Source organism: Ruegeria sp. E1 (assembly GCF_056534225.1).
This window is the reverse complement of record NZ_JBQFPE010000009.1, coordinates 38,414-60,137: the sequence shown is the minus strand read 5'-3', so window position 1 is coordinate 60,137 and position 21,724 is coordinate 38,414. Positions and strand designations below refer to the sequence as shown.

The 21,724-nt window shown below is 56.8% G+C and carries 20 protein-coding genes; 12 read left to right on the top strand and 8 right to left on the bottom strand.

All coding sequences use genetic code 11. From position 1 onward, the window contains the following. The 7 genes from ACR0FG_RS12865 to ACR0FG_RS12835 all read right to left on the bottom strand — a co-directional run bounded on the left by ACR0FG_RS12865 (window position 1) and on the right by ACR0FG_RS12835 (window position 8,130). Window positions 1-798 carry a carbohydrate ABC transporter permease gene (locus ACR0FG_RS12865; RefSeq protein WP_058280831.1) on the bottom strand — a complete coding sequence of 266 codons (798 nt, stop codon included), beginning with the start codon at window positions 796-798 and terminating at the stop codon, window positions 1-3. Further along, window positions 795-1,658 carry a carbohydrate ABC transporter permease gene (locus ACR0FG_RS12860; protein WP_170670891.1) on the bottom strand — a complete coding sequence of 288 codons (864 nt, stop codon included), beginning with the start codon at window positions 1,656-1,658 and terminating at the stop codon, window positions 795-797. Before ACR0FG_RS12860 ends, ACR0FG_RS12865 begins: the two co-directional genes overlap by 4 nt. Further along, window positions 1,655-2,731, bottom strand: a complete 1,077-nt coding sequence (locus ACR0FG_RS12855; protein ID WP_480893415.1) for an ABC transporter ATP-binding protein — start codon at window positions 2,729-2,731, stop codon at window positions 1,655-1,657. The genes ACR0FG_RS12860 and ACR0FG_RS12855 overlap by 4 nt, the downstream gene beginning before the upstream one ends. Window position 2,732: 1 nt before the next feature. After that, the gene (locus tag ACR0FG_RS12850; RefSeq protein ID WP_480893414.1) at window positions 2,733-3,782 is read right to left on the bottom strand and encodes an ABC transporter ATP-binding protein; all 1,050 of its coding nucleotides are present in this window, start codon (window positions 3,780-3,782) and stop codon (window positions 2,733-2,735) included. 80 nt (window positions 3,783-3,862) lie between these two features. Further along, window positions 3,863-5,602 carry an ABC transporter substrate-binding protein gene (locus ACR0FG_RS12845; protein WP_480893413.1) on the bottom strand — a complete coding sequence of 580 codons (1,740 nt, stop codon included), beginning with the start codon at window positions 5,600-5,602 and terminating at the stop codon, window positions 3,863-3,865. Window positions 5,603-6,209: 607 nt separating this feature from the next. Then, window positions 6,210-6,440, bottom strand: a complete 231-nt coding sequence (locus tag ACR0FG_RS12840; protein ID WP_480893412.1) for a hypothetical protein — start codon at window positions 6,438-6,440, stop codon at window positions 6,210-6,212. A gap of 97 nt (window positions 6,441-6,537) precedes the next feature. After that, entirely contained in the window at window positions 6,538-8,130 is a 1,593-nt protein-coding gene (locus ACR0FG_RS12835) for a tetratricopeptide repeat protein (RefSeq protein ID WP_480893411.1), read from the bottom strand. Between the two features lie 163 nt (window positions 8,131-8,293). Between ACR0FG_RS12835 and ACR0FG_RS12830 the strand changes: the two genes are divergently transcribed. From ACR0FG_RS12830 to ACR0FG_RS12820, 3 genes are all read left to right on the top strand, one after another. Continuing rightward, entirely contained in the window at window positions 8,294-8,605 is a 312-nt protein-coding gene (locus ACR0FG_RS12830) for a hypothetical protein (RefSeq protein ID WP_480893410.1), read from the top strand. Between the two features lie 21 nt (window positions 8,606-8,626). Continuing rightward, window positions 8,627-9,226, top strand: a complete 600-nt coding sequence (locus ACR0FG_RS12825) for an HdeD family acid-resistance protein (RefSeq protein ID WP_480893409.1) — start codon at window positions 8,627-8,629, stop codon at window positions 9,224-9,226. 311 nt (window positions 9,227-9,537) lie between these two features. Then, complete coding sequence (locus tag ACR0FG_RS12820; RefSeq protein WP_480893408.1) at window positions 9,538-10,596, top strand: IS110 family RNA-guided transposase; 1,059 nt, start codon at window positions 9,538-9,540, stop codon at window positions 10,594-10,596. A gap of 334 nt (window positions 10,597-10,930) precedes the next feature. Here the strand turns inward: ACR0FG_RS12820 and ACR0FG_RS12815 are convergent, their stop codons facing one another. Then, window positions 10,931-11,584, bottom strand: coding sequence for a GntR family transcriptional regulator (locus ACR0FG_RS12815; RefSeq protein WP_480893407.1), 654 nt, complete (start codon window positions 11,582-11,584; stop codon window positions 10,931-10,933). A gap of 208 nt (window positions 11,585-11,792) precedes the next feature. Between ACR0FG_RS12815 and ACR0FG_RS12810 the strand changes: the two genes are divergently transcribed. From ACR0FG_RS12810 to ACR0FG_RS12770, 9 genes are all read left to right on the top strand, one after another. Further along, complete coding sequence (locus tag ACR0FG_RS12810; protein WP_480893406.1) at window positions 11,793-12,884, top strand: Gfo/Idh/MocA family protein; 1,092 nt, start codon at window positions 11,793-11,795, stop codon at window positions 12,882-12,884. A gap of 91 nt (window positions 12,885-12,975) precedes the next feature. Then, window positions 12,976-13,986 carry a sialic acid TRAP transporter substrate-binding protein SiaP gene (locus ACR0FG_RS12805; RefSeq protein WP_480893405.1) on the top strand — a complete coding sequence of 337 codons (1,011 nt, stop codon included), beginning with the start codon at window positions 12,976-12,978 and terminating at the stop codon, window positions 13,984-13,986. Between the two features lie 30 nt (window positions 13,987-14,016). After that, window positions 14,017-14,592 carry a TRAP transporter small permease gene (locus tag ACR0FG_RS12800; protein WP_480893404.1) on the top strand — a complete coding sequence of 192 codons (576 nt, stop codon included), beginning with the start codon at window positions 14,017-14,019 and terminating at the stop codon, window positions 14,590-14,592. Then, window positions 14,589-15,884: a TRAP transporter large permease gene (locus ACR0FG_RS12795; protein WP_170328647.1), complete on the top strand. Its 1,296-nt coding sequence runs from the start codon at window positions 14,589-14,591 to the stop codon at window positions 15,882-15,884. Before ACR0FG_RS12800 ends, ACR0FG_RS12795 begins: the two co-directional genes overlap by 4 nt. Beyond that, on the top strand, window positions 15,884-17,776 hold the full coding sequence (locus tag ACR0FG_RS12790; protein ID WP_480893403.1) for a bifunctional sugar phosphate isomerase/epimerase/4-hydroxyphenylpyruvate dioxygenase family protein: 1,893 nt from the start codon (window positions 15,884-15,886) through the stop codon (window positions 17,774-17,776). The genes ACR0FG_RS12795 and ACR0FG_RS12790 overlap by 1 nt, the downstream gene beginning before the upstream one ends. Then, window positions 17,773-18,609, top strand: coding sequence for a citryl-CoA lyase (locus ACR0FG_RS12785; RefSeq protein ID WP_480893402.1), 837 nt, complete (start codon window positions 17,773-17,775; stop codon window positions 18,607-18,609). Before ACR0FG_RS12790 ends, ACR0FG_RS12785 begins: the two co-directional genes overlap by 4 nt. Further along, a complete protein-coding gene (locus tag ACR0FG_RS12780; protein ID WP_480893401.1) occupies window positions 18,599-19,786 on the top strand; it encodes a Gfo/Idh/MocA family protein in 1,188 nt (395 codons plus the stop codon). The genes ACR0FG_RS12785 and ACR0FG_RS12780 overlap by 11 nt, the downstream gene beginning before the upstream one ends. After that, window positions 19,776-20,450 (top strand): hypothetical protein, encoded by a 675-nt coding sequence (locus ACR0FG_RS12775; protein ID WP_480893400.1) that lies wholly within the window; start codon window positions 19,776-19,778, stop codon window positions 20,448-20,450. Before ACR0FG_RS12780 ends, ACR0FG_RS12775 begins: the two co-directional genes overlap by 11 nt. Further along, a complete protein-coding gene (locus ACR0FG_RS12770) occupies window positions 20,443-21,633 on the top strand; it encodes a Gfo/Idh/MocA family protein (RefSeq protein WP_480893399.1) in 1,191 nt (396 codons plus the stop codon). Before ACR0FG_RS12775 ends, ACR0FG_RS12770 begins: the two co-directional genes overlap by 8 nt. Window positions 21,634-21,724: the final 91 nt, after the last annotated feature.

The window sequence follows — 21,724 nt, the reverse complement described above, 5'->3', positions numbered from 1 at the left end:
TCACACTCGGCCCATCGCGAAACCACGCGCGATGTAGTTGCGGACAAACCAGATGACGATTGCGCCGGGGATGATGGTCAGCGTTCCGGCGGCAGCCAACAAGCCCAACTCATACCCCGCGCTAGAGGCGGTGCGGGTCATCACGGCGGCGATGGGCTTGGCCTCGACCGCGGTCAGGGTTTTGGCCAGCAGCATCTCGACCCATGAGAACATGAAACAGAAGAAGGCTGCGACGCCGACGCCTGCTTTGATGTTGGGCAGGAAGATCGTCACGAAGAAACGCGGAAAGGAATAGCCGTCAACATAGGCGGTTTCGTCCAGTTCCTTGGGGATGCCGCGCATGAAACCTTCCAATATCCACACCGCCAAAGGCACGTTGAACAGCGTGTGTGCCAGCGCCACGGCCAGATAGGTGTCAAACAGGTGGATCGACGAATAGAGCTGGAAGAAGGGCAGGGCGAACACGGCGGCCGGGGCCATCCGGTTGGTCAGCAGCCAAAAGAACAGCTGCTTGTCGCCCAGGAACCGATAGCGCGAGAACGCGTAGGCCGCAGGCAGCGCCACACAGACCGAGAGCACGGTGTTAATTGTCACGTAGATGATCGAATTAATATAGCCCCAGTACCATGTCGGATCAGTGAAGATGGTGATGTAGTTCTCCAGCGTAAAAGTCTGGGGGAACAGGGAAAAGCCCGACAGGATCTCATTCGTGGTCTTGAAGGACATCGCCACCAGCCAATAGATCGGCAGCATCAGGAACGCGATATAGAGGATCGGGATAAGAGACCGCTTCTTCATTGCGCGTCATCCTTTGTCATCAGAGTGTAGAAGACCCAGCTAACCAGCAGCGTGATGGCGAAATAGATCAGGCTCATCGCGGCCGCAGGGCCGAGGTCGAACTGTCCAAGCGCGATCTTCACAAGGTCGATCGACAGTAAGGTGGTTGAGTTGCCGGGACCGCCGCCCGTCAGAACGAAGGGCTCGGTATAGATATTGAAACTGTCCATAAAGCGCAGCAGAACGGCAATGGTCAGGACGGTCTTCATCTTCGGCAGCTGGATGTAGCGGAACACCGACCACGGGCTGGCCCCGTCGATTTTGGCGGCCTGGTAATAGGCATCCGGGATCGACACGAGGCCCGCATAGCACAGCAGCACCACCAGCGACGTCCAGTGCCAGACATCCATGACAATGACCGTTATCCAGGCCGACAGCGGCTGTTGTGTCATGTCATAGTTGATGCCCAGAACGTCATTCAGGAAATATCCCATCAGTCCGATTTTCGGCAGGGTGAAAATGTTCCACATCGAGCCGACCACGTTCCAGGGGATCAGCATCGGCAGGGCCATCAGCACCAGACAGACAGGTACCCAGAACCCTTTGCGCGGCATGGACAGGGCAACGATGATGCCCAAAGGCACCTCGATCAGCAGAATCAGGAAGGTGAACAGGAACTGCCGACCGAGGGCCGCTTGGAACCGGTCGGATCGCAGGATTTGTTCGAACCAGCCCAGACCTTCCCAAAAGAACTGATTGTTGCCAAAGGTTTCCTGCACCGAGTAGTTGACCACCGTCATCATCGGCACCAGCGCGTTGAACGCGACCAGCGCCAGCACCGGCAGGACAAAGAACCATGCTTTTTGGTTTTCTGTTCTCATTGCGCCCGCTCCTCGGTTGCGATCCAGCCGTCGCGATAGACGCGCGATTGTTCTGGTTTGAATTGCAGGAAGACTTGCGTTCCCGGTTCGGGCACCTCATGTTCCGTCACAGCCTTCAGCGCGGTGTTGCCGACCATGGCGCTGACCACGTAGTGGCGGCCAATGTCGGAAACCTTGGTCACATGCGCCGGGATACCGGTATCGCCAAAACCCACATATTCGGGGCGGATACCCAGATCGGTGCGACCTCCGTCACCGTGGGTCGGACCCTCCAGCACGACCTCGTGCCCTTCAAACACCGCGCGGTCGCCCTTGGCCTCGCAGGGCAAAACGTTCATGCCGGGTGATCCGATGAAATGGCCGACGAACGTGTGCTGAGGCCGCTCGAACAGTTCAACCGGCGTGCCGATCTGCACCACTTCACCTTCTTGCATTACGACCACTTCGTCGGCAAAAGTCAGCGCCTCGGTCTGGTCGTGGGTCACATAGATCATCGTGGCCTGCACACGCTGGTGCAGCTCTTTCAGCTTGGACCGCAGTTTCCATTTCAGATGGGGGTCGATCACGGTGAGCGGTTCGTCAAACATTACCGCGTTAACGTCATCGCGGACCAGACCACGGCCCATCGAGATCTTTTGCTTGTTATCCGGGCTTAGACCCGAAGCGCGGGTGTTCAGCATATCGGTGACGTCCAGCATCTCGGCAATCTCATCAACGCGACGCTTGATTGTTGCCGGATCAACGCCTCGGTTTTTCAGCGGAAAGGCCAGGTTTTCGCCCACGGTCATAGTGTCGTAGATCACCGGAAACTGGAATACCTGCGCAATGTTGCGCTGATCGGGTGGCAAGGCGGTCACGTCTTGATCATCAAATAAGATCTGACCCTCAGACGGCGTCAGCAGGCCTGAGATGATGTTCAACAAGGTGGATTTGCCGCAACCCGAAGGCCCCAGCAGCGCATAGGCCCCGCCATCGCGCCAAGTGACGTCGATTTCCTTCAACGCGTAATCCTCAGGCCCTTTTGGGTTAGGCATGTAGCTGTGTCGCAGGTTCGAAAGTTTGATCTGTGCCATGTCAGGCCACCCTTTTGCCGTCTTGGCCGAAATACCGGCAATGGGCCGGGTTCATATAGAAACTGTGATCCTCGCCCACCTGATAGGGGTGGACACCTGAAGCAAGCGACACCCAAGCATCATCCCCATGCTGGAAATGTGCGCTGGAATCCGAGCCCGACAGCTCGGTCACGATCACGCGGCCCGTTAATTCCACATCTGCATCCGACGTTCGGAAAGGTGTCACGCGATGCGGCCGCACGGCGACCATGTAATCCCCATCCGCAATGCCCGAGACCGCCCATCCGCCGCCGCCTGCCAACTGAGCCTGTGCGTCCGAGACGGTTATGCGACCCACATTGATCGGCGGGTCAGAGAACACGCGCGCGGCGGCGATGTTTTCTGGGTTTCGATAGATATCAGCGGTCGGGCCAAATTGAGTGACGCGGCCGTCCTCCATGAGTGCTGTGTAGCCCCCCAGCAAAAGCGCCTCTTCCGGTTCCGATGTCGCGTAAACCACGACTGCGCCACGTCCTGCGAATAGGTCGGGCAATTGCTCGCGGAGTTCTTCGCGCAGTTTGTAGTCCAGGTTTGCCAACGGTTCGTCGAGGAAAACCGCGCGGCTTTCCTTGGCAATCGCACGGGCCAGCGCGGTGCGTTGTTGTTGCCCACCCGACAACTCATGTGGGCGGCGGCGTAACATCGGGCGCAGTTGAAGCAGATCGGCGGCTTCTTCCACGCGGCCCTCGATCTCGGACTTTGCCATGCCCGCAACACGCAACGGAGAGGCGATGTTGTCGAACACGGTCATATGCGGGTAGTTCACAAAGAACTGATGCACCAGGCTGATCTGCCGCTTCTGCGTGTTCAGTTTGGTGACGTCCTGCCCATCCATCAAGACCTTGCCCGAGGCGATTGGGTCCAGCCCGGCCATCATCTTGATCAGAGAGGTCTTGCCCGATCCGGTAGCGCCCAGCAACACGTTGAAATGGCCGGTCTGCAGCTTCAGGTTGGTGGGCTTGATATGGATGACATTGCCAACCCGTTTGGTGGCATCTTGAAGTTCGATCATGTCCGTGGATTCCGGTCCTTCAGTGCGCCTGCACTGTGGTCGTGGGGGATGCCTAAAGCGGCATCCCCGGTTGCTAGGGCTTACTGAGACTGCCAGCGCTTGACCAGTTCGTCATAGTTGACGGTCTGGCCTTGCGGCTTTTCGTTCTCCAGCTTGGCCTTGGGCGAGCCCGCTTTTTCCAGCCAGAAGGCAGGGTCCTGCGGGTCGTTCAGGCGCGGGCCACAGCCACCGTAGACACCGGCGCTTTCATCCGCGGCCTGCATCCGGGCCATGGTGATATCCATTTCCTCGGCCAGACGGTCCATCGCCTCTTGCGGGGTGAAGGCGCCCGAGTTCACATCACCGATCTGCTGCCACCAGATCTGGGCCAGCTTCGGATAATCCGGCACGTTGATGCCGGTCGGAGACCATGCCACACGGTCGGGCGAGCGGTAGAACTCGACCAGACCACCGAGCTTGGGTGCGCGTTCGGTGAACGATTCATGGTTGACCGAGCTGTCGCGGATGAAGGTCAGACCCACATGGGACTTCTTCACATCAACCGTCTTGGACGTTACGAACTGAGCATAGAGCCAAGCCGCCTGGGCACGATCCTCGGGGGTCGACTTCAGGAAGGTCCAGGAACCCACGTCCTGATAACCAACCTTCTGGCCTTCCTCCCAATACGGGCCGTGCGGGCTAGGCGCCATCCGCCACAGCGGCGTGCCTTCGTCATCCACAGTGTTGTTGCCTTCGGACTTCGGCTTTACCATGTCTGCGGTAAAGGCGGTGTACCAGAAGATCTGCTGGGCCACGTTGCCCTGGCTGAGTGCCGGCAGCGACTGGTAGAAGTCATAGGACGCAGCCCCCGGAGGCGCATATGCCCGCAGCCACTCATCCCACTTGCGGATCGCGTAGACCGCAGCCGGACCATTTGCGGCACCACCACGCGACACGGACGCACCGACAGGGTTACAGGTGCCCGCTTCCATGCGGATGCCCCATTCATCGACGGGAACGCCGTTCGGCTCACCCACGTCACCGGCACCAGCCATCGACAGCCAGGCGTCAGTCATGCGCCATCCGAGGTCAGGCGCGCGCTTACCATAGTCCATGTGGCCATAGATCGCGACGCCATCGACTTCTTTCACGTCATTGGTGAAGAACTCGGCGATGTCCTCATAGGCCGACCAGTTGACCGGAACGCCCAGATCATAGCCGTATTTCTCTTTGAACGCGGCTTTGTTGTCCTCGTCATCGAACCAGTCCTTGCGGAACCAGTAGAGGTTGGCGAACTGCTGGTCTGGAAGCTGGTACAATTTACCGTCTGGGCCGGTGGTGAACTGAATGCCCATGAAGTCATCCAGATCCAGCGTCGGCGAAGTTGTCGCTGCCCAGTCGCCTTCCATCATATCTGTCAGCGGATAGGCCAGCTGAAGGCGCGAATGTGTTCCGATCAGGTCGCTGTCGTTGACATAGCCGTCATACAGGTTCCGTCCGGTTTGCAGCTGAGTCTGAACAGCCTGAACCACTTCACCTTCGCCGAGAATCTGGTGATTGACCTTGATCCCTGTGATTTCCTCGAACGCCGTTGTCAGAACCTCGGATTCATAGGAATGCGTCGGGATACCCTCGGACAGGACATTGATTTCCATGCCCGAGTACGGTTGTGCAGCTTCGATGAACCACTTCATTTCAGACAACTGTTCGTCCTTCGACAAGGTCGATGGCTGGAATTCGTCGTCAATCCAACGTTGTGCTGCGGCTTCGTCGGCCCAAGCAGGACCGTGCCCCGCAATGACGGCCGCTGCCGCCACTGCGGAAAGTAGATGTCTCCGCATCTGTCTCCTCCCAAGATTATGTGATCCGGCGCAGACCGGATGGCATTCAGCATCGGTGATATTTGGCGCGGCTGTCAAACTAAAATTTTAGTAATTACGCTTTGCCTTGATAAGCGCATGATAATGAACATAATTTTTACTGTCGAAATACGTAAGATTGAAACTTGGTTCAATCAACTCGTATCCGTAGGTGCCGAAAGCATCGCAAACACAAATTCTTGAGCTGGTATAATACCCGCTGCTCAAATGCGAACAGGGTGAAATACAAGGCTGACGTCTGCCAACTTCAAAGTCCAACTAGCCTGCTTGCAATTGCAACGAAAGATTATCATCCCGCTTGACCTGAAAGGAGCAGCATTCGCGATCCACCAGCAACTGCCGTTCGAGCGCCCGCAGCGAACCGACGCTTTGTCCCGCGGACTGTCTGTTCGCTGGGGGGACAATTTCGCAATAGCAGCGAACGGCAGGTTCGACGAGCCGCGCCGCAGAATGTAGACTAAGGGGTGAAGTCAGCATAGGGCCGATCATTCTAGATAGTTGTTTGAACGGTAAGCAAGCGAGATCCTGACGCTAAGCGGCGTCGATTGCGTTTGTGACGACGGGTCGACTATTCTAGGAATCCGTCAATGGTCGAGGCGACATCAACGGCGGTTTTCACATCGGACATGCTGGTGTTCTCAAACGCGCTGCCGCTTTCGATACTTGGCTTGAGCAGCTCGAATATAGAAAGGACTTCCTCTTCCAGTTTGGTTGGCTTTTCCTCGGACCAGCTGGCCTTGGTCTTTGCAATATCCGTCGCCAGTTTCATCAGATCAAGGCGCTGAGGCAGAGTAAGCATAGTTCGTTTCCGGGTCTGACTGCGATCTCAGAACCTTCCTACTGGCAGCCGCGCAATGGGCAGAGTGAGTCACCGTTAAATACCTGAAGGCCGAACCTCAGTCCAGCGCCCCGGTTGTGCGCAGCGCCTCGGTCATTTTCTGTGAGATGTCTGATGGCACATGCCAGATCGCGTATAGCGTCCGGATAAAACGGTCTACATCGGGAATGTTGGTCTTCAGGGCCAACAGGGTTGAATCCAGGTCGGCGTCCTGTTCCGTGTAAGGGATGCACATAAGCTCAAGCACTTCAGAACCATTCCACATGCCGCCACCGATCTTGCGGGCGGCTGAACGCGCACTGCTATAGTCACCGTTCATAAAACAAATCAGGAATGTACTCGCATGGTACCAGCCAGGCGGGTTGGGGCTCAGCTCGATCGCGCGGGCGCTTAGTCTGGCGGCCTGGTCGAGATCTCCGCGCAGGGCAAAGCAGGCCGCCAGATCAGCCAGCATGTCCGGGTAGTTTGGATTGGCTCGCAAGGCTTTAGCGGCGGCGTCTTCGAAGCTTTCGAATTCGCCGCGATGAAAATGGGTCAAAAACAACGCGTGCTGACCGGTTGCATTCAGGGGGTCTAGGGCTACCGACCGCTGCGCGGCGTCCAGCGCGCGATCAAATGGCGCCGGAGATTTGCGGAAATTGAAGCCTCCGCGCACTTCGTCCCCGTAGACAATCGCAAGCATTCCCCAGGCCCCGGCATATTCGGGATCGATCTCAACGGCGCGCTCCAGCAGGTCGCGAACTTTTCCGTGCTTTTCAGCGTTGGGTTCACGCCAGTATTCGCTGGCCAGTAACCGGCACTGATAGGCGTCCAGGGTGTGCGTCTGCGCGCTACGCTGCACCGCACCCGTTCGATGGATTACCCCATGGGGTTCTGCGATTTCCGTGGCGATCCGCGCGGCGATGTCGTCCTGAATTTCAAACAGGCTGTCCGCGCTCAGGTCGCGGTCATAAGTGTCGGTGGAAACCTGTTGGCCAGTTTGCGCGTCAATCAATTGGGCTGTCACGCGAAGCTTGTTGTTCCAATGACGCACGCTGCCTTCAACCAGATACTGCACATCCAGTTCGCTTCCGACTGCGCGCGGATCGCGCCCGCGCCCGCGAAAGCGAAAAGTGACGTGTCGTGACAGCACACTCACCTCGCGAAACCGGGCGATGGCCGAGATAACTTCTTCGGTGAACCCATCCGCCAGATATTCCTGAGACGGGTCTCCGCTTAGGTTGTCGAAGGGCATCACCGCCACCGCAACCCGACCGGTTACCGTCTGAAGTGTCTCAGCATCGGTCCGGCGTTCTGGATCAAATGCGATCTCAAAAACCGGCGCGTAGGAACCCTTGGGAATATGGATCCTCACCGGGTCGTTGTTCCCTTCCTGAGCGTAATAGAGATCCAGCCGACTGCGCATTTTGTTGGCTTGAACCCGGACGATCGTGTCGATGGTGGGGTCGAAATCCTCGGGCTTGTCGAATACGTCAATGCCGATCGCATAGCCTTTCAGCGTCTCGGACCGGCCGGCCAGCGCTTCGCCGACAATATGCGACAGAAAGCGGTTCAGGCGTGTGGTATCCGCAAAATGCGGACTGACGAGGATGCGCTTCAACTGTTCCTGAATGGCGCGCGGATCTATGGCAGAGCTTACTTCGGCAAGCATGTTTCCCTCCGTCGCTCAACTTTGTCCGATGACGGGCCGCGTCACAAGACAGCCCGGCGGTTTAACCGTGACTCACTCGGACGCCTGCCGGGGATTTGCGAGGGTCCGGGTCATGGCGCTCAAACGGGCCCAGCAAAAATATGACCCATGAAAGGACTGAACCATGACAACATTTTCCGAATTCGTACAGAAAGCCAAAGACGACTATGCGCGTGTCGAGGACGAATTGAAGTCGTTCGAGCAGAAGGTCAAGGACGCGGGCGACGCCACTGATACGTGGACCAAGGAGCAGGTAACAAAGCTGCAATCCGATCTGCAGGAAGCAAAAGACAAAGTCACCAACCTTGCCGACCGCATCCAGCAAGAAGGCGAAGACGCCGTGACCGATGCGCACGATCAGGCAAAGAACCATTGGGAGGCCCTGCACGCCGCCGTTGCCGCTTATCGCGATCACCTCGACAAGTCGGTCGCCTAAACCCTGATCCCGGAGGTCGACATGACTGATTCAGCTACTGATACCGCTCCGAAACCCACGCTTATGGAAGAGGCCGCCGGTTGGCAGCCTCAACCGGTCTGGTTGATCGTGCTCGGCGTCGCCATACTCTGCGTTGGGCTGTGCGCCATCGCCTTCCCGCTGATGTCCACGCTCGCCGTCGAAGCCTTTATCGGCGTGGCTCTACTCGGCGGAGGCATCGTCACAGCGATTCAAGCATTTGTGGAAAAGGCATGGAAAGGGTTCTTTTGGCTATTGGCCATCGGTTTTCTGAACGTGCTTGCAGGGCTTGTTTTATTGCTTGATCCGTTCGGCGGCGTTTTAGCACTGACCCTTGCGCTTGGCACGGTCTTTCTGGCCGAAGGCGTGTTGCGGATCGTGATCGCTATTCGGTCGCGTCAGGAGCGGCCCATGGCGCTGATGATTGCGTCCGGCGCGATGGCCATCCTGCTTGGCGGCCTGATCCTGACCGGTATCGTCAACGGCTCGTCCCTGGTTATGCTGGGGGTTCTTGCCGGCCTGAATCTGATATTCGCCGGTGCGTCCCTGATGTCTTTGGGCCTGTCGCAACGGTCCTCGGCGCAAGAGGGCCTACAAGCTTAAGCCTGTCCTGGCGGCCCCAGAATGGCAGGGGTATTTGATGCTCCTGCTTTCCGTTTTCATCGGGCTGCGCAGTTGGGCGCGCTGCGTGGGCGAGCGAATGCTGCAACAGAAAAGTCCGAATATCCAATGTCGGAAAAGTTCGCGCTTTGTGACTTCGTGCAGCGGCAAAATTTGCACTTGCAGCGAATGACCGGAATGCGGGCTGCGACCGCGGCATCTTGAAGGCGGTTCGAATGTCCGGTAATGGGATGTACCGGCTGCTTCACCCAGCAGGTTAGGCTTTGCCTATTTCTGCAAATCGGAGAAGTAGCATGGCGAAGAACGACTTTGATGAGCTGATGTCGATAGGCATCGATATCGGTAAGGACACCTTCCACATTGTTGGTTTCGATCTATCGGGACAGCGTGTCCTCCGCAAACAGATCAAGCGGCTGGCGCTGGTCGCGACATTCGCGAAGTTGCCTCGATGTATCGTAGGCATGGAAGCGTGCCTGAGCGCTCACTTTGTCAGCCGGACGCTGCGCGAGATGGGCTTTGAGCCCCGGATCATCCCCGCAATCTATGTGAAGCCTTTCAACAAAGGTCAGAAGAACGACTACAACGACGCAGAGGCAATTGCCGAAGCCGCGCTTCGGCCCAACCTCCAAACCGTGTCCGAGAAGAGCCAGGATCAGCTCGACCTTCAAGCCCTGCACCGGGTCAGATCGCGTCTGGTGTCACGTCGGACTGCCACGATCAATCAGATCCGGGCCTTTCTTATCGAACAGGGCATCACAGTGCGCAAAGGTCTGCGTGCGCTGAAGAATTCCTTCGAAGCGATCCTGGAGGAGCGCAAGGACGAGATATCGCCGCGCATGCGGTCGATCCTGATCGGTCTTTACGGTGACTGGATGTGGATGGACGATCGCATCGACAAGGTGTCGCAGGAGATTGAAGAGATTAGTCGCACTGAAGAGAACTGCGTCAACGTCATGACGGTGCCAGGTATTGGCCCAATGATTTCTACAGCAATGGTTGCGGCGGTTGGGGAAGGTGAGGCCTTTGATCGAGGACGCGACTTTGCGGCTTGGGTGGGATTGGTTCCAAGGCAATACAGCACCGGCGGTCGCACAGTGTTAGGGCGCATTTCCAAACGCGGCAGTCGGTATCTGAGGATGCTGTTCGTTCAGGCGGCGAAGATCATCATGATGCGACCGCATCGTTGGCCCGACTTCAGCTTTGGCGATTGGCTGGCGCGCGCTTACGGCCGCATGCATCGAAACAAGGCCGCCGTCGCGCTTGCCAATAAACTGGCGCGCATGGCCTGGAGCATACTGAGACACAAAACTGCGTTTGATGCGCAAAGAGACGAGGTTGCTATCGGCGTCTGAGCCGAAGCGACGCAAAGGAGTTCGCGACAGATCGAAAGCATGGAACGGAAATACTACGCCCACAGAATCTGACGGCCCAAATAGTCGACAATGACTTGTCCGGTAATGAGATCACGGTGCGAGCGTAACCCCAACAAGGCCACGACCCGCGTGTCGATCAACAGGCCGGATACATAAGAGCGACTTCCGAGAGCATGCCAGAAATCATTTGCGAACAGCAGCCGGTACATACAAATGGGCCGCTTCACAAACTTCTCGATTTAGATGTAGAATTTTGAGATATTCCCCGCCAAATCGACCTGAAGACGTCGAAGCACGCAATCAGCATGCCGCCTTACATAGCCTCCAACGTGTGGGTGAGGCCGTTTCGGATGTGATCTTCCAACAGTTTCTTTGCGGTGCCCGCGTCTCTGGCCAATGCGGCATCGAACATGCCCTTATGTTCCTTGACGGCCTCTTCGCCGCGATAGGTCAGCACGAGCATCTGGTACCGCAGATACTTGTCGTAGATGATCGAGTGCAGAGACAGAAGATTCTTGGAGTTGCAGGCCGCGATCATCGCCTGGTGAAACTCCCAATCATATCGTTTCCAGGTTTCTTTCTCGGACTCGTCGCCCTTGAGAAGCTGCTGCTCCATCAGGTGAAGTTTGTGGTGTGCTGCAACCAGGTTTCCTTCCCAGTCCGTGTCGCCATTCGCAATGGACAACTCCAACGCGTGGCATTCCAGCAGAACGCGCAGCTCTGAAATCTCGGTCAGGTCTTCTTGTGAAACTGGCGTGACCAAGAACCCCCGTTGCTCAGGAGCTTCGACAAACCCGTCGCTGGCGAGCCTGTTCAGCGTTTCACGAAGTGTCGAAAGGCTTGCCGAGTAGCGTTCCTTCAAGGCGTCCAGCTTCAGTTTGGAGCCGGGCTGCAGCTCCCCGAAGATGATGTCCCGCTTGATGCGCTGATAGGTGCTTGCACCTATCGTAGACGGCTGTTTCGCCATGCGTTTCACCCGATATTATCAGTTTCCTCGTTGAATTAGCATTTTTCAGAGACATCAGCAATCCAAACTGATGTATGGTAAAAATAAAAATATCATACATTATTGCGGAATCGCGAAAACCCCAATACGGTCGTGGCCAAGTTGGGCAAAGCAGCTCGATCGCTATTATCGGTTTCGGGATTTTCCGGACCCTCCGGAAGGAAGCAAAGTGTCTAAGAACTTTCGCATTGCCATTGTCGGCATTGGTCTTGTTGGACGCCGCCACGCAGACGCTATCCGAGCGTTGCGCCATGTTGATCTCGTCGCGGTGGTCGACCCCAGCGATGAAGGTCGTGCTTACGCCGTTGAGCACGGGGTCGCATGTTACGAGACACTTGAGGAAATGTTTGCAAACCAGACGCCGGACGGAGCTGTGCTTGCGACGCCCACGACGCTTCATGTTGATCAAGGCCTAACCTGTGTTCGACAAGGCTGTCCCGTTCTCGTCGAAAAGCCGATTGCCGTGGAAGCCGCCGCTGCGCTGGAGCTTGTTCAAGCAGCGGAGAAGGCCAATGTGCCTCTGATGGTCGGACATCATCGTCGACACAATCCTCTGATCCGGTCGGCCAAGGAAGCCATTGTCGATGGGAAGATTGGAGATGTGCGCGCTGTCCATGCGAATTGCTGGTTCTACAAGCCAGACGAGTATTTTGATGCTGCGCCCTGGAGAAAGAAACCCGGTGCAGGGCCCATCTCGGTCAATCTTGTCCACGATGTGGATCTGCTGCGGTACCTGGCCGGAGAAGTCGTGACCGTACAGGCTCAGTCGGCTGCATCGCAGCGGGGTTACGACAACGAAGATGTCGCCGGCGCGCTGTTGACGTTTGAAAGTGGGGCGATCGGGACCATAAGTGTGTCCGACAGCATCGTCGCTCCGTGGAGCTGGGAGATGACGTCTCAGGAATATCCAATCTATCCTTCAACCACTGAGAGTAGCTACATGATCGGTGGCTCTCATGGTTCGTTGTCTGTTCCCGATCTTCGCCTGTGGAGTTACCAGAGAGAGCAAAGGGATTGGTGGACACCAATCTCATCAACCGCGCTGAAGAAGGGTGCGTCTGACCCACTGGTCAATCAGCTCAGGCACTTTGTTGAAGTAGCTCGGAACGAAGCAGAGCCGATTGTATCTGGATGGGAAGGTTTCAGAACGCTTCAAGTTATTGAAGCTATTCAGAATTCTTGCAGAACTGGCGAGACTGTCAGGATAAGAACCCTTCAGGAAACGCAGCAACAGAGATTGCAGGTAATGAAAAATATCTGATATTTTGTAAAACATCTTGCAAAATGTCCAAAATAGGTCAAAACTCTGAATCGCAAAAAAGAAGCATCATGATGTCTCAGGGAGGAGCAAAGTGATTACCAAACTTACCCGCCGGGCTGCTGTATCAGCCCTGGTCGCAACCGGTGTTCTGTTCAGCGCAACAAGCAGTGTGCTAGCGCAGGACAAAGTGCAACTTCGCCTCGCGACGTCCGGGTCGGAGACCGATCAGCGTTCTGTCGCTATGGCCGAAGTTTTCGCGCCTATGGTCGCCGATTTCGCAAGTTATGAGCCCAGCTATAACGGCACGATCTTCGCGCAAGGCACAGAGTTGGACGCGATCAGCCGCGGCAACCTGGAAATGTCGATCACCTCGGCGCAGGAACTGGCACAGTTCTTCCCCGAGTTTTCGATCTTTACCGCAGGCTATGTTCATCAGGACGCCGCGCATCAGGTGGCTGTCTTCAACGATCCCTTGATGGATGCCTTCAAACAAAAGGCCGAAGAAGAACTGGGCGTCAAACTGCTATCGGTCATGTATCTGGGTCGTCGTCAGGTGAACCTGCGCCAGCCAAAGGATGAGCTGACCGTCAGCACTCCGGCTGATCTGGAAGGTGTAAACCTGCGGATGCCGGGCACAGATGCGTGGCAGTTCCTTGGCAAAGCGCTGGGTGCCGCCCCGACACCAATGGCGTTCTCAGAAGTTTACACCGCTTTGTCGACCGGTGCGGTTGACGGTCAGGACAACCCGCTGCCGACCGTCGTAGACGCGAAGTTCTACGAAGTGACCAATCAGATCGTTCTGACATCGCACTTGGTCGACTTGAACTATATCGCCATTGGCAAAGAGGTTTGGGATGGGCTGACGCCAGAACAGCAGGCCAAGGTGCAAGAAGCAGCCGACGCCGCAGCTGAGTCTGGGCGTCAGAAACAGCTTCAGAAAGAAGAAGATCTTGTCAGCTTTCTGAAAGAGCAGGGGATGGAGATCTACGAACCCGATCTGGCAGCGTTCCGCGAACAGGTACAGTCCATGTATCTGGACAGCGAATTCGCGGGTTCCTGGCCGGATGGTGTTCTGGATCAGATCAACGCTCTGGGCAACTGAGCCCTGTAATTCAAGGGAGGGAGGACCACTATGAAAGCCTTTATCAAGGGGTTCTCCCGACTGACCGAAGCGATTGCCGGCGGGATGCTGGCGGCAATCTTCCTGATATTTCTTTTGCAAATCCTTCTACGGTACTTCTTCACCCCGGCCGGGTGGACGCTTGAACTGATCGGCATCCTCTGGGTCTGGGTGATCTTCTTCAGCTGCGCTTTCATCGTGCGCGAGCGGGATCATGTGAAGTTCGATATCATCTATCTTTCTGTGCCCCGGCGCGTCCGCCAGGTTTTTGCGATGCTGGCAGCCGCAGCAATCGTCATTGGAATGCTCTACAGTTTCCTGCCGACCTGGGATTACATCGACTGGATGAAAATCCGCAAGACATCGACTGTCCGCAATCCGTTCTCCGGCGAGAAGATACCGTTGCGCACAGTATTCTCGATTTACGCGGTATTCATGCTGGTCGTCGCAGCGCGGTACGCGTGGCTATTCTTCGACGTCATGCGCAATGGCCCACCAAAGACAGAGTTGGAACTGGTCGTTGGGTACAACGTGGTTGACGATCATCCCCGTGTCGACGGTGAAGAGGACGAGGAAGTTAAGAAATGAGTTTTGAACTTCTTTCCTGCCTGCTCGCTCTCTTTCTTCTGGCGGGCATCGGGACACCTATCGGTTATTCCATCCTTTTGGCCTCATTGGTGTATCTGGGTACGGCCGGATTGGACGTCGCCCTCGCGGGCGAGAAGATCCTGCAAGGCTTCTACAAGAGCACGATCCTGCTTGCCGTGCCTTTGTTCATCGTCGCCGCTAATATAATGAACGCGGGGTCGATCACCGACCGCTTGCTGAACTTCTGCGTCGCTGCGGTCGGGCGGTTCAAGGGCGGCCTCGGGCACGTCAATGTTGTGGCGTCTCTGATCTTTTCCGGTATGTCCGGTTCGGCTGTCGCGGATGCTGCGGGGATCGGCAAGATCATCATTGAGATGATGACCAAGGATGGCCGCTACAGCCGAGGTTATGCTGCCGCAATCACTGCGGCGTCGGCGACCATCGGCCCGATCATTCCGCCCTCGATCCCGATGGTTTTGTACGCGCTCGTTTCCAAGGCCTCCATCGGGTCGCTGTTCCTGGCAGGGATTCTGCCGGGCCTGATCATGGGCGTCGTCCTGATGGCGATGAACTACTATCTGGCTGGAAAGCGGAACTTTGCATTGGAAGAACCTGTTCCGCTGCGCGAGTTGCCCGCAAAAACCGCCAACGCGTTCCCGGCACTGCTGATGCCTGCAATCCTGCTGTACGGCATATATGGCGGCGTCACTACTCCGACGGAGGCTGCAGCCGTGGCTGCATTCTACGCCCTGCTACTGGCAGCGTTGTTCTACCGCGCACTGACATTCCGTGGCCTCTACCAAGTGTTTGTCGACAGCGCGCGCTCTTCTGCCGCCGTCGGGGTGGTCATTGGTGGCGCGTTCATTCTGAATTTCATCGTCATTCAGGAACAGATCCCGCAGTCGATCTCAGCCTTGCTGGAAGGTTCGGATGTCAGCCCGATTGTGTTCCTGATCCTGGTTAACCTTCTGATCCTTGCGCTGGGATGCGTTTTGGACGCGACGACGATCATTCTGGTGATCGTGCCGCTGTTCATTCCAACCTGCGAAGCGCTTGGGATTGATCTGGTGCATTTCGGAGTGCTTGTCGTCGTGAACTCGATGATTGGTCTGATTACGCCGCCCTATGGAATTCTGCTCTTTGTGATCAACGCCGTGACGGACATTCCGCTGCGTGAAATCATCTCGGAGATTTGGGCCTTCCTGGCGGTGCTCATCTTCGCCCTCGTGATCATGATGCTGATGCCTGATCTGGTCCTGTGGTTGCCGCGTATGTTCGGGTATCAGGGATAATGTGCCTCTCGGTTTCGACTACGTCGATCCCCGGTGATCTGGCCGAAAAACTGAGTGCTATCGCTGAAGCGGGATTCGGGGGCGTCGAATTACACGAACCGGATTTGACCGCTTTTGACGGGCCGCCATCGCAAGTCCGCGAGATTGCATCGGACCTCGGCCTGAAGATTTGCCTGCTACAACCCTTCCACAACCTTGAAGGTCAGGCCGACGCCGGACGGGAGCGCGCCTTTGATCGGCTGAAGCGCAAACTCGACCTGATGAGCGAGTTGGGAACGGAATTGCTGCTTTTCGGGTCTGCCTTCGAGGTCAATGTCGCCGTGACCGAAGAACAGGTAATCGCAGACCTGGGCGAGGCGGCCAAAATCGCGAAAGAGATGGGAATGCGTCTGGCCTATATGGGCTTGCCATGGTCAGATCTTGTTCACTCGGATGAGCAGGCGTTACGCGTCGTGGAAGCCATCGACAGCCCTCATTTGGGGCTGGCCCTGAACTCATTCTTCTCACTTGCCGACGGGTCCAAACCCGCCCGCCTTCGGGACATTCCCGGAGAGCGGCTGTTCCATGTGCAACTGTCCGATGCACCCCGGCTTGAGATGGATATACGTCGGCTCAAACGGCACTTTGGACTTCTGCCGGGGCTTGGGTCGCTGAACCTTGCGGGCTTCGTGCGGGTGTTGTCCCGCGCCGGGTACAAGGGGCCTTGGTCGATTGCACGCGTCAACGAGGCAGCTCCTCAACCCGGTGACGGGACACTGGCCCGAGACAGCTACAGGTCGCTGGTGAACCTCCTGGATGAGGTATCCCGGACCGAGCCGGGAACTGATTTCGGCATCCCGGACCTGCCGGAGCGCGTTTATGCGTCAGGCTTCGAATTCGTCGAATTTACAGCTGATGAAGTAAGCGGCGCGCAGCTGGCAGATATGCTGTCAGCAATGTGCTTTCGAATGGAGCGAAAACACGTATCCAAATCCGTCGAGCTGTGGCGGCAGGGCGCGATAAACATCGTTGTGAATACCGAAAAGGAAGGATTTGCCCATTCGGCGTTCCTGGGTCACGGCCCCTCGGTCTGCGACATGGGGTTGCGCGTCAAGGACGCGGATCAGACGGTTCAGCGCGCGACCGCGCTGGGCGCGCCGAATTTCTCACAACCGGTGGGAACAGGGGAACTGGATATCCCGGCCATTCGTGGTGTTGGCGGCAATGTTGTTCATTTCATTGATGAGAAATCCGATCTGCATCGGGTCTGGGACATCGAGTTCGAGCCGGTTGCGAAAACCAAAGCGACCCAGCCTGCCGGTCTGCGCCGCATCGACCATCTGGCCCAAACGATGCGCCATGATGAGATGCAAAGCTGGCTGCTCTACTATATTTCTACTTTCGAGATGGCAAAATCCCCTATCATGAACGTCGCCGACCCGTCCGGTGTCGTGCAAAGCCAGGCTATCGAAAGTCCCGAAGGGGAAGTGCGCTTAAACCTGAACGGGGCAGTTGGGCGCCGAACACTGGCGGCGTCATTCCTTGAAGATGGTTTTGGGGCTGGTGTTCAGCACATTGCCTTTCAGTCGGATGATATTTTTGAAACCTCAGCCCAGTTGCTCAAGTCCAACTTTCCCAGCCTGTCCATCCCTAAAAACTACTACGCTGATCTGCAAGCGACATTCGGATTGGATGACGATTTGGTTGCCCAACTGCGCCGGGGTAATATACTCTACGATCGAGCGGCGGGTGCTGAGTATTTTCAGATTTACAGCCGCCCCATCTTTAATGGCTTCTTTTTCGAAATTGTCGAACGCCGCATGGGCTATGCCGGTTACGGTGCGCGCAATGCCTCCATTCGCCTCGCCGCGCAAAGCAAAGCCCAGACGCTCAAAGAGGTGCAGACTCAATGACTGAGCTGCATGAAAACCTGACGATGGATGAGCGCGCCGTTCGCCAATGGTGGCGTACTTCCATCATCGACATGAAGCCCGGTCAGATCGCTTTTCGTGGCAACGCCATAGAGGACCTGATCGGGAATGTATCTTTCCCGCAGATGATCTGGCTGATGGTGCGGGGCGATCTGCCCAGCGACGCACAAGCGCGCCTGTTCGAGGCTGCTTTGGTCGCAGGCGTGGATCACGGTCCGCAGGCGCCTTCCATCGCGGCTGCGCGTATGGCCGCCACCTGCGGGGTCGGCCTGAACAATGCAATGGCAACTGCGGTGAACATGCTGGGCGACGTGCATGGAGGGGCAGGAGAGCAGTGTGCCGAGCTGTACTATGATATTGCGGCTCGCATGGAGGCGGGAGCTTCGTTGAATGACAATGTTCGGGATGGCTTGGACAGCTGGCGCGAGACGTATGGCAAAATCGTCTCGGGCTTTGGTCACAGGTTTCACAAGCCCGTCGACCCACGCGCACCACGATTGATGCTACTTGTTCGAACTGCAGCGGCAGAAGGCACAGTTTCTGGCCGGTTTGCCGATATCGGAGAAGAGGTTCAGGCCGAACTCGGCCGTCAACGCGGCGGTCGGCCCATTGCCATGAATATTGACGGCGCGACAGCTGTGATTTTCTGCGAGCTTGGCTTTCCCGCACCCTTGTCGCGCGGGCTGTTCTGCCTGTCACGCTCGGTTGGAATACTCGCCCACGCTTGGGAGCAGATGGGGCAGGGTGGCCGAAATAAAGGGCCGATGCCCCCAAATTACTTACCCCTCTACGAAGACAGGAATGATGACAGGTGAGACATCGAAATCCTTCCGGGTCGGTCTTATTGGCTGTGGTCGTATCAGCGACATTTATCTAAAGACACTATCCAAATTCTCAAACGTCGAGGTCGTGGCCTGCGCAAGCCTCGATCCTTCGGAAAGCCGCGCCAAGGCGGATCAATACGGCATCGCCAAGGCCTACACACCCGATGAGGTGTTCGCCGATCCGACGATTGATTGCATTCTGAACCTGACGATCCCGGCAGCGCATGCCGAAATCAGTCTGCGTGCGCTAGAGGCGGGTAAGCACGTCTACTCAGAAAAACCACTGGTTATGAACCGCACTGATGGAAAGGCGATCCTGCATATGGCCTCTGAAAAGGGGTTGCTGGTCGGTTGCGCGCCCGACACATTTCTGGGCGGTCGCTGGCAGACCGTTCGGCGCTTGATCGACGAGGGTGCGATTGGCAAACCAACAGGGGTTTTTGCCCATGTCGGTACCCACGGGACAGAACGCCATCATCCCAACCCGGATTTCTACTATCAGGCCGGTGGCGGGCCCTTGCTGGACCTTGGCCCCTATTACCTAACCGCCATGATTTGTTGTCTTGGTCCTGTAGACCGAGTCGCCGGAATGGCGCGGCGCACGTTCGACAAAAGGATGATCGAAAACGGCCCTCGCGACGGCGAATGGATGGATGTCGAGGTCGACACGCACTCCCTGAGCCTGCTTCAGTTCTCATCCGGAGCTATAGGGTCGATGACCATGAGCTTCGACGTCTGGGACAGCGAAACTCCGCGGTTCGAGATCTACGGTGAAAACGGCACCATCAGCATCCCAGACCCAGACCCAGTTCATGGTGCCAACATTTTTCAGGGGGATGTCTGGTTGAAGACACGAGACACCTCGCGCTGGTCTCATCAGCCGCGCCCATCCGGTCGTGAAGACTGGCAGGTGGTCGAAAACAAACACGGGTTCAATGAAGACAGCCGAGGGCTCGGCCTTTTGGATCTGGCCTTGGCGGCCCAAGAAGGACGCCAACCCCGTGCGAGTGGAGCGCTTGCCTACCATGTGTTCGAGGTCATGGACGCAATCGAGCGAGCGCCGAAATTCGGTGCCTACCAGACAATAGAAAGCCGTTGCGCGGTTCCGGAGCCTTTGCCGGTCGATTTCCTGAACGATGAGAGAAAGGAGTTGGCGCATGCCGATTGAGACACTCGACTTTGCTCAGCCATTCTTTCGCGTCCAGCATATCACTGATGAAGACAGAATATCTGTCGAGGGTCGCGCCATCGTTCTGAACCTTGGGGAGCGGGGTCTTTCGGTCGAGGATCAGGCCGTTGCACCGCTTTCGTCTGTTATCGTGCAAGACAGCACGCTTAATGGCGTGGAACGCGCAGTCATTGTCCACGGTTTCGACGCCCATGGGGATGACAGCGCGCTATTCTCGCGGGTGAAAGATACTTGGCCGTCGGCCTACGATGTTCGTCAGGAGGAGCGTCTGCGCGGTGTCAGCCACTACATGTCGCCGAAGGTCTTCGTGGGTAACGTCGGATTGACCATGTACCATTCCGGCTCGGTTCCGCTCAATGTCGGATTGCACAAGGATCATCCGTTCTGCCCAGTACCGGGGTTTCGCGAAGTGCATACGCAGATCATTGGCTTCGGTAAAATGCAGCAATGTCGTGAGCGGGACGTTGAGACGCTCTATCTCGAAGAATTCATGGCGCCGGGCACGACACACAAGCCGATGTATGACGACGAAGGCAACTATCCCTGGCATCAATACGAGACGATCACGCCCGGCATCTTCATGGCGGTCGAAATTCTGCCGGAAGGCGCGCGGGTTCCGGACATGGAGGTTCAGAATGGCTGAAAGACTCTTACCCGAAGACCTGAACTTTGATGGTCCTTTCCCCCGCCTGTCTCGCCGCTTGCGGCTGGGCGTTGTTGGTGGTGGGCGTATCTCTGTCACGCAAGCAACGGCCGCGCGGATGACTGACCGGTGGGAGGTCGCCGCAGGCGCGCTCAGCGCAGATGCCGCGCGTAGCAAAGCACGCGGGGCCGAGTGGTTCCTGCCAACTGACAGATGTTATGCGTCATTCGACGAGATGGCGCGGGCCGAGGCGGCGCGGCCTGATGGCGTAGATGCGGTCATGATCACAACGCCAAATCATGTTCACTTCGATGCGGCCAAAGCATTTCTGGAGGCGGGTATTGACGTGCTGTGCGACAAACCCTTGACCAATGAGGTTGCCGAAGCAAAGGGGCTTGAGGAGATCACTGCGCGCACGAGGCAGGTCTTTGCCGTCGGCTATGCGATGTCGTGTTTTCCTGTGATCCGTCAGGCCAAACAAATCGTGGCGGAAGGCGGCATCGGTAAAATCAACCAAATCCACGTTGAGTTCATGCAAGACTGGATGACGCCCGATGATGTTGCTGATGCGCCCCACGTCAAATGGCGGCTGGACCCAAAGATTTCTGGTCCGACCAGTTGTGTCGGCGATATCGGGACCCATGCCGCGCATCTCGCCAGTTTTGTCTCGGGCCTGCCCTTGACCGACCTACGGGCAGAGTTTCATGTCTGCGGCGCGCCAAAGCCTTTGGAAGACACGGTGTTCATGTTCACGCGGTACCAAAACGAAGTTCCGGGAACCCTGATGGCGACACGCCTTGCCCCGGGAAATCGGGGCGGTTTGCGCTTGCGGATATTCGGCAGCGAAGGAGGTCTGGAATGGGACCTCGAGAATTCGGAACAGCTGAGGTTCAATCGATTTGGTGAGCCGGATCGTATCATCAGCCGAGGTCACGGGCACGGCATCGGACCCGGTGCGGAACGTCTGATCCGGACCGCGCGCGGCTTCCCCGAAGGGATTATTGAAGCCTGGGCCAATCTCTATACGGAATTTGCCTTGGCCGTAGCCGCACGTCGGGATGGCGTTACCGTTCCGAATGATTGGCTGACCTATCCCGGTGTCGGTCAAGGCGCAGACGGTGTCCGGTTCATTGATGCCTCTGTGCGCTCTCACCAGTCCGGAGGGGACTGGGTCTCTCTCTAAGGTTCTATCTTAACAAATGGGAAACACGCCCGGGCCTTTGCCCGGGCGTTTTCGTTTCCTGTTCAGCATTAAAGTTGATATTTTATAAAAT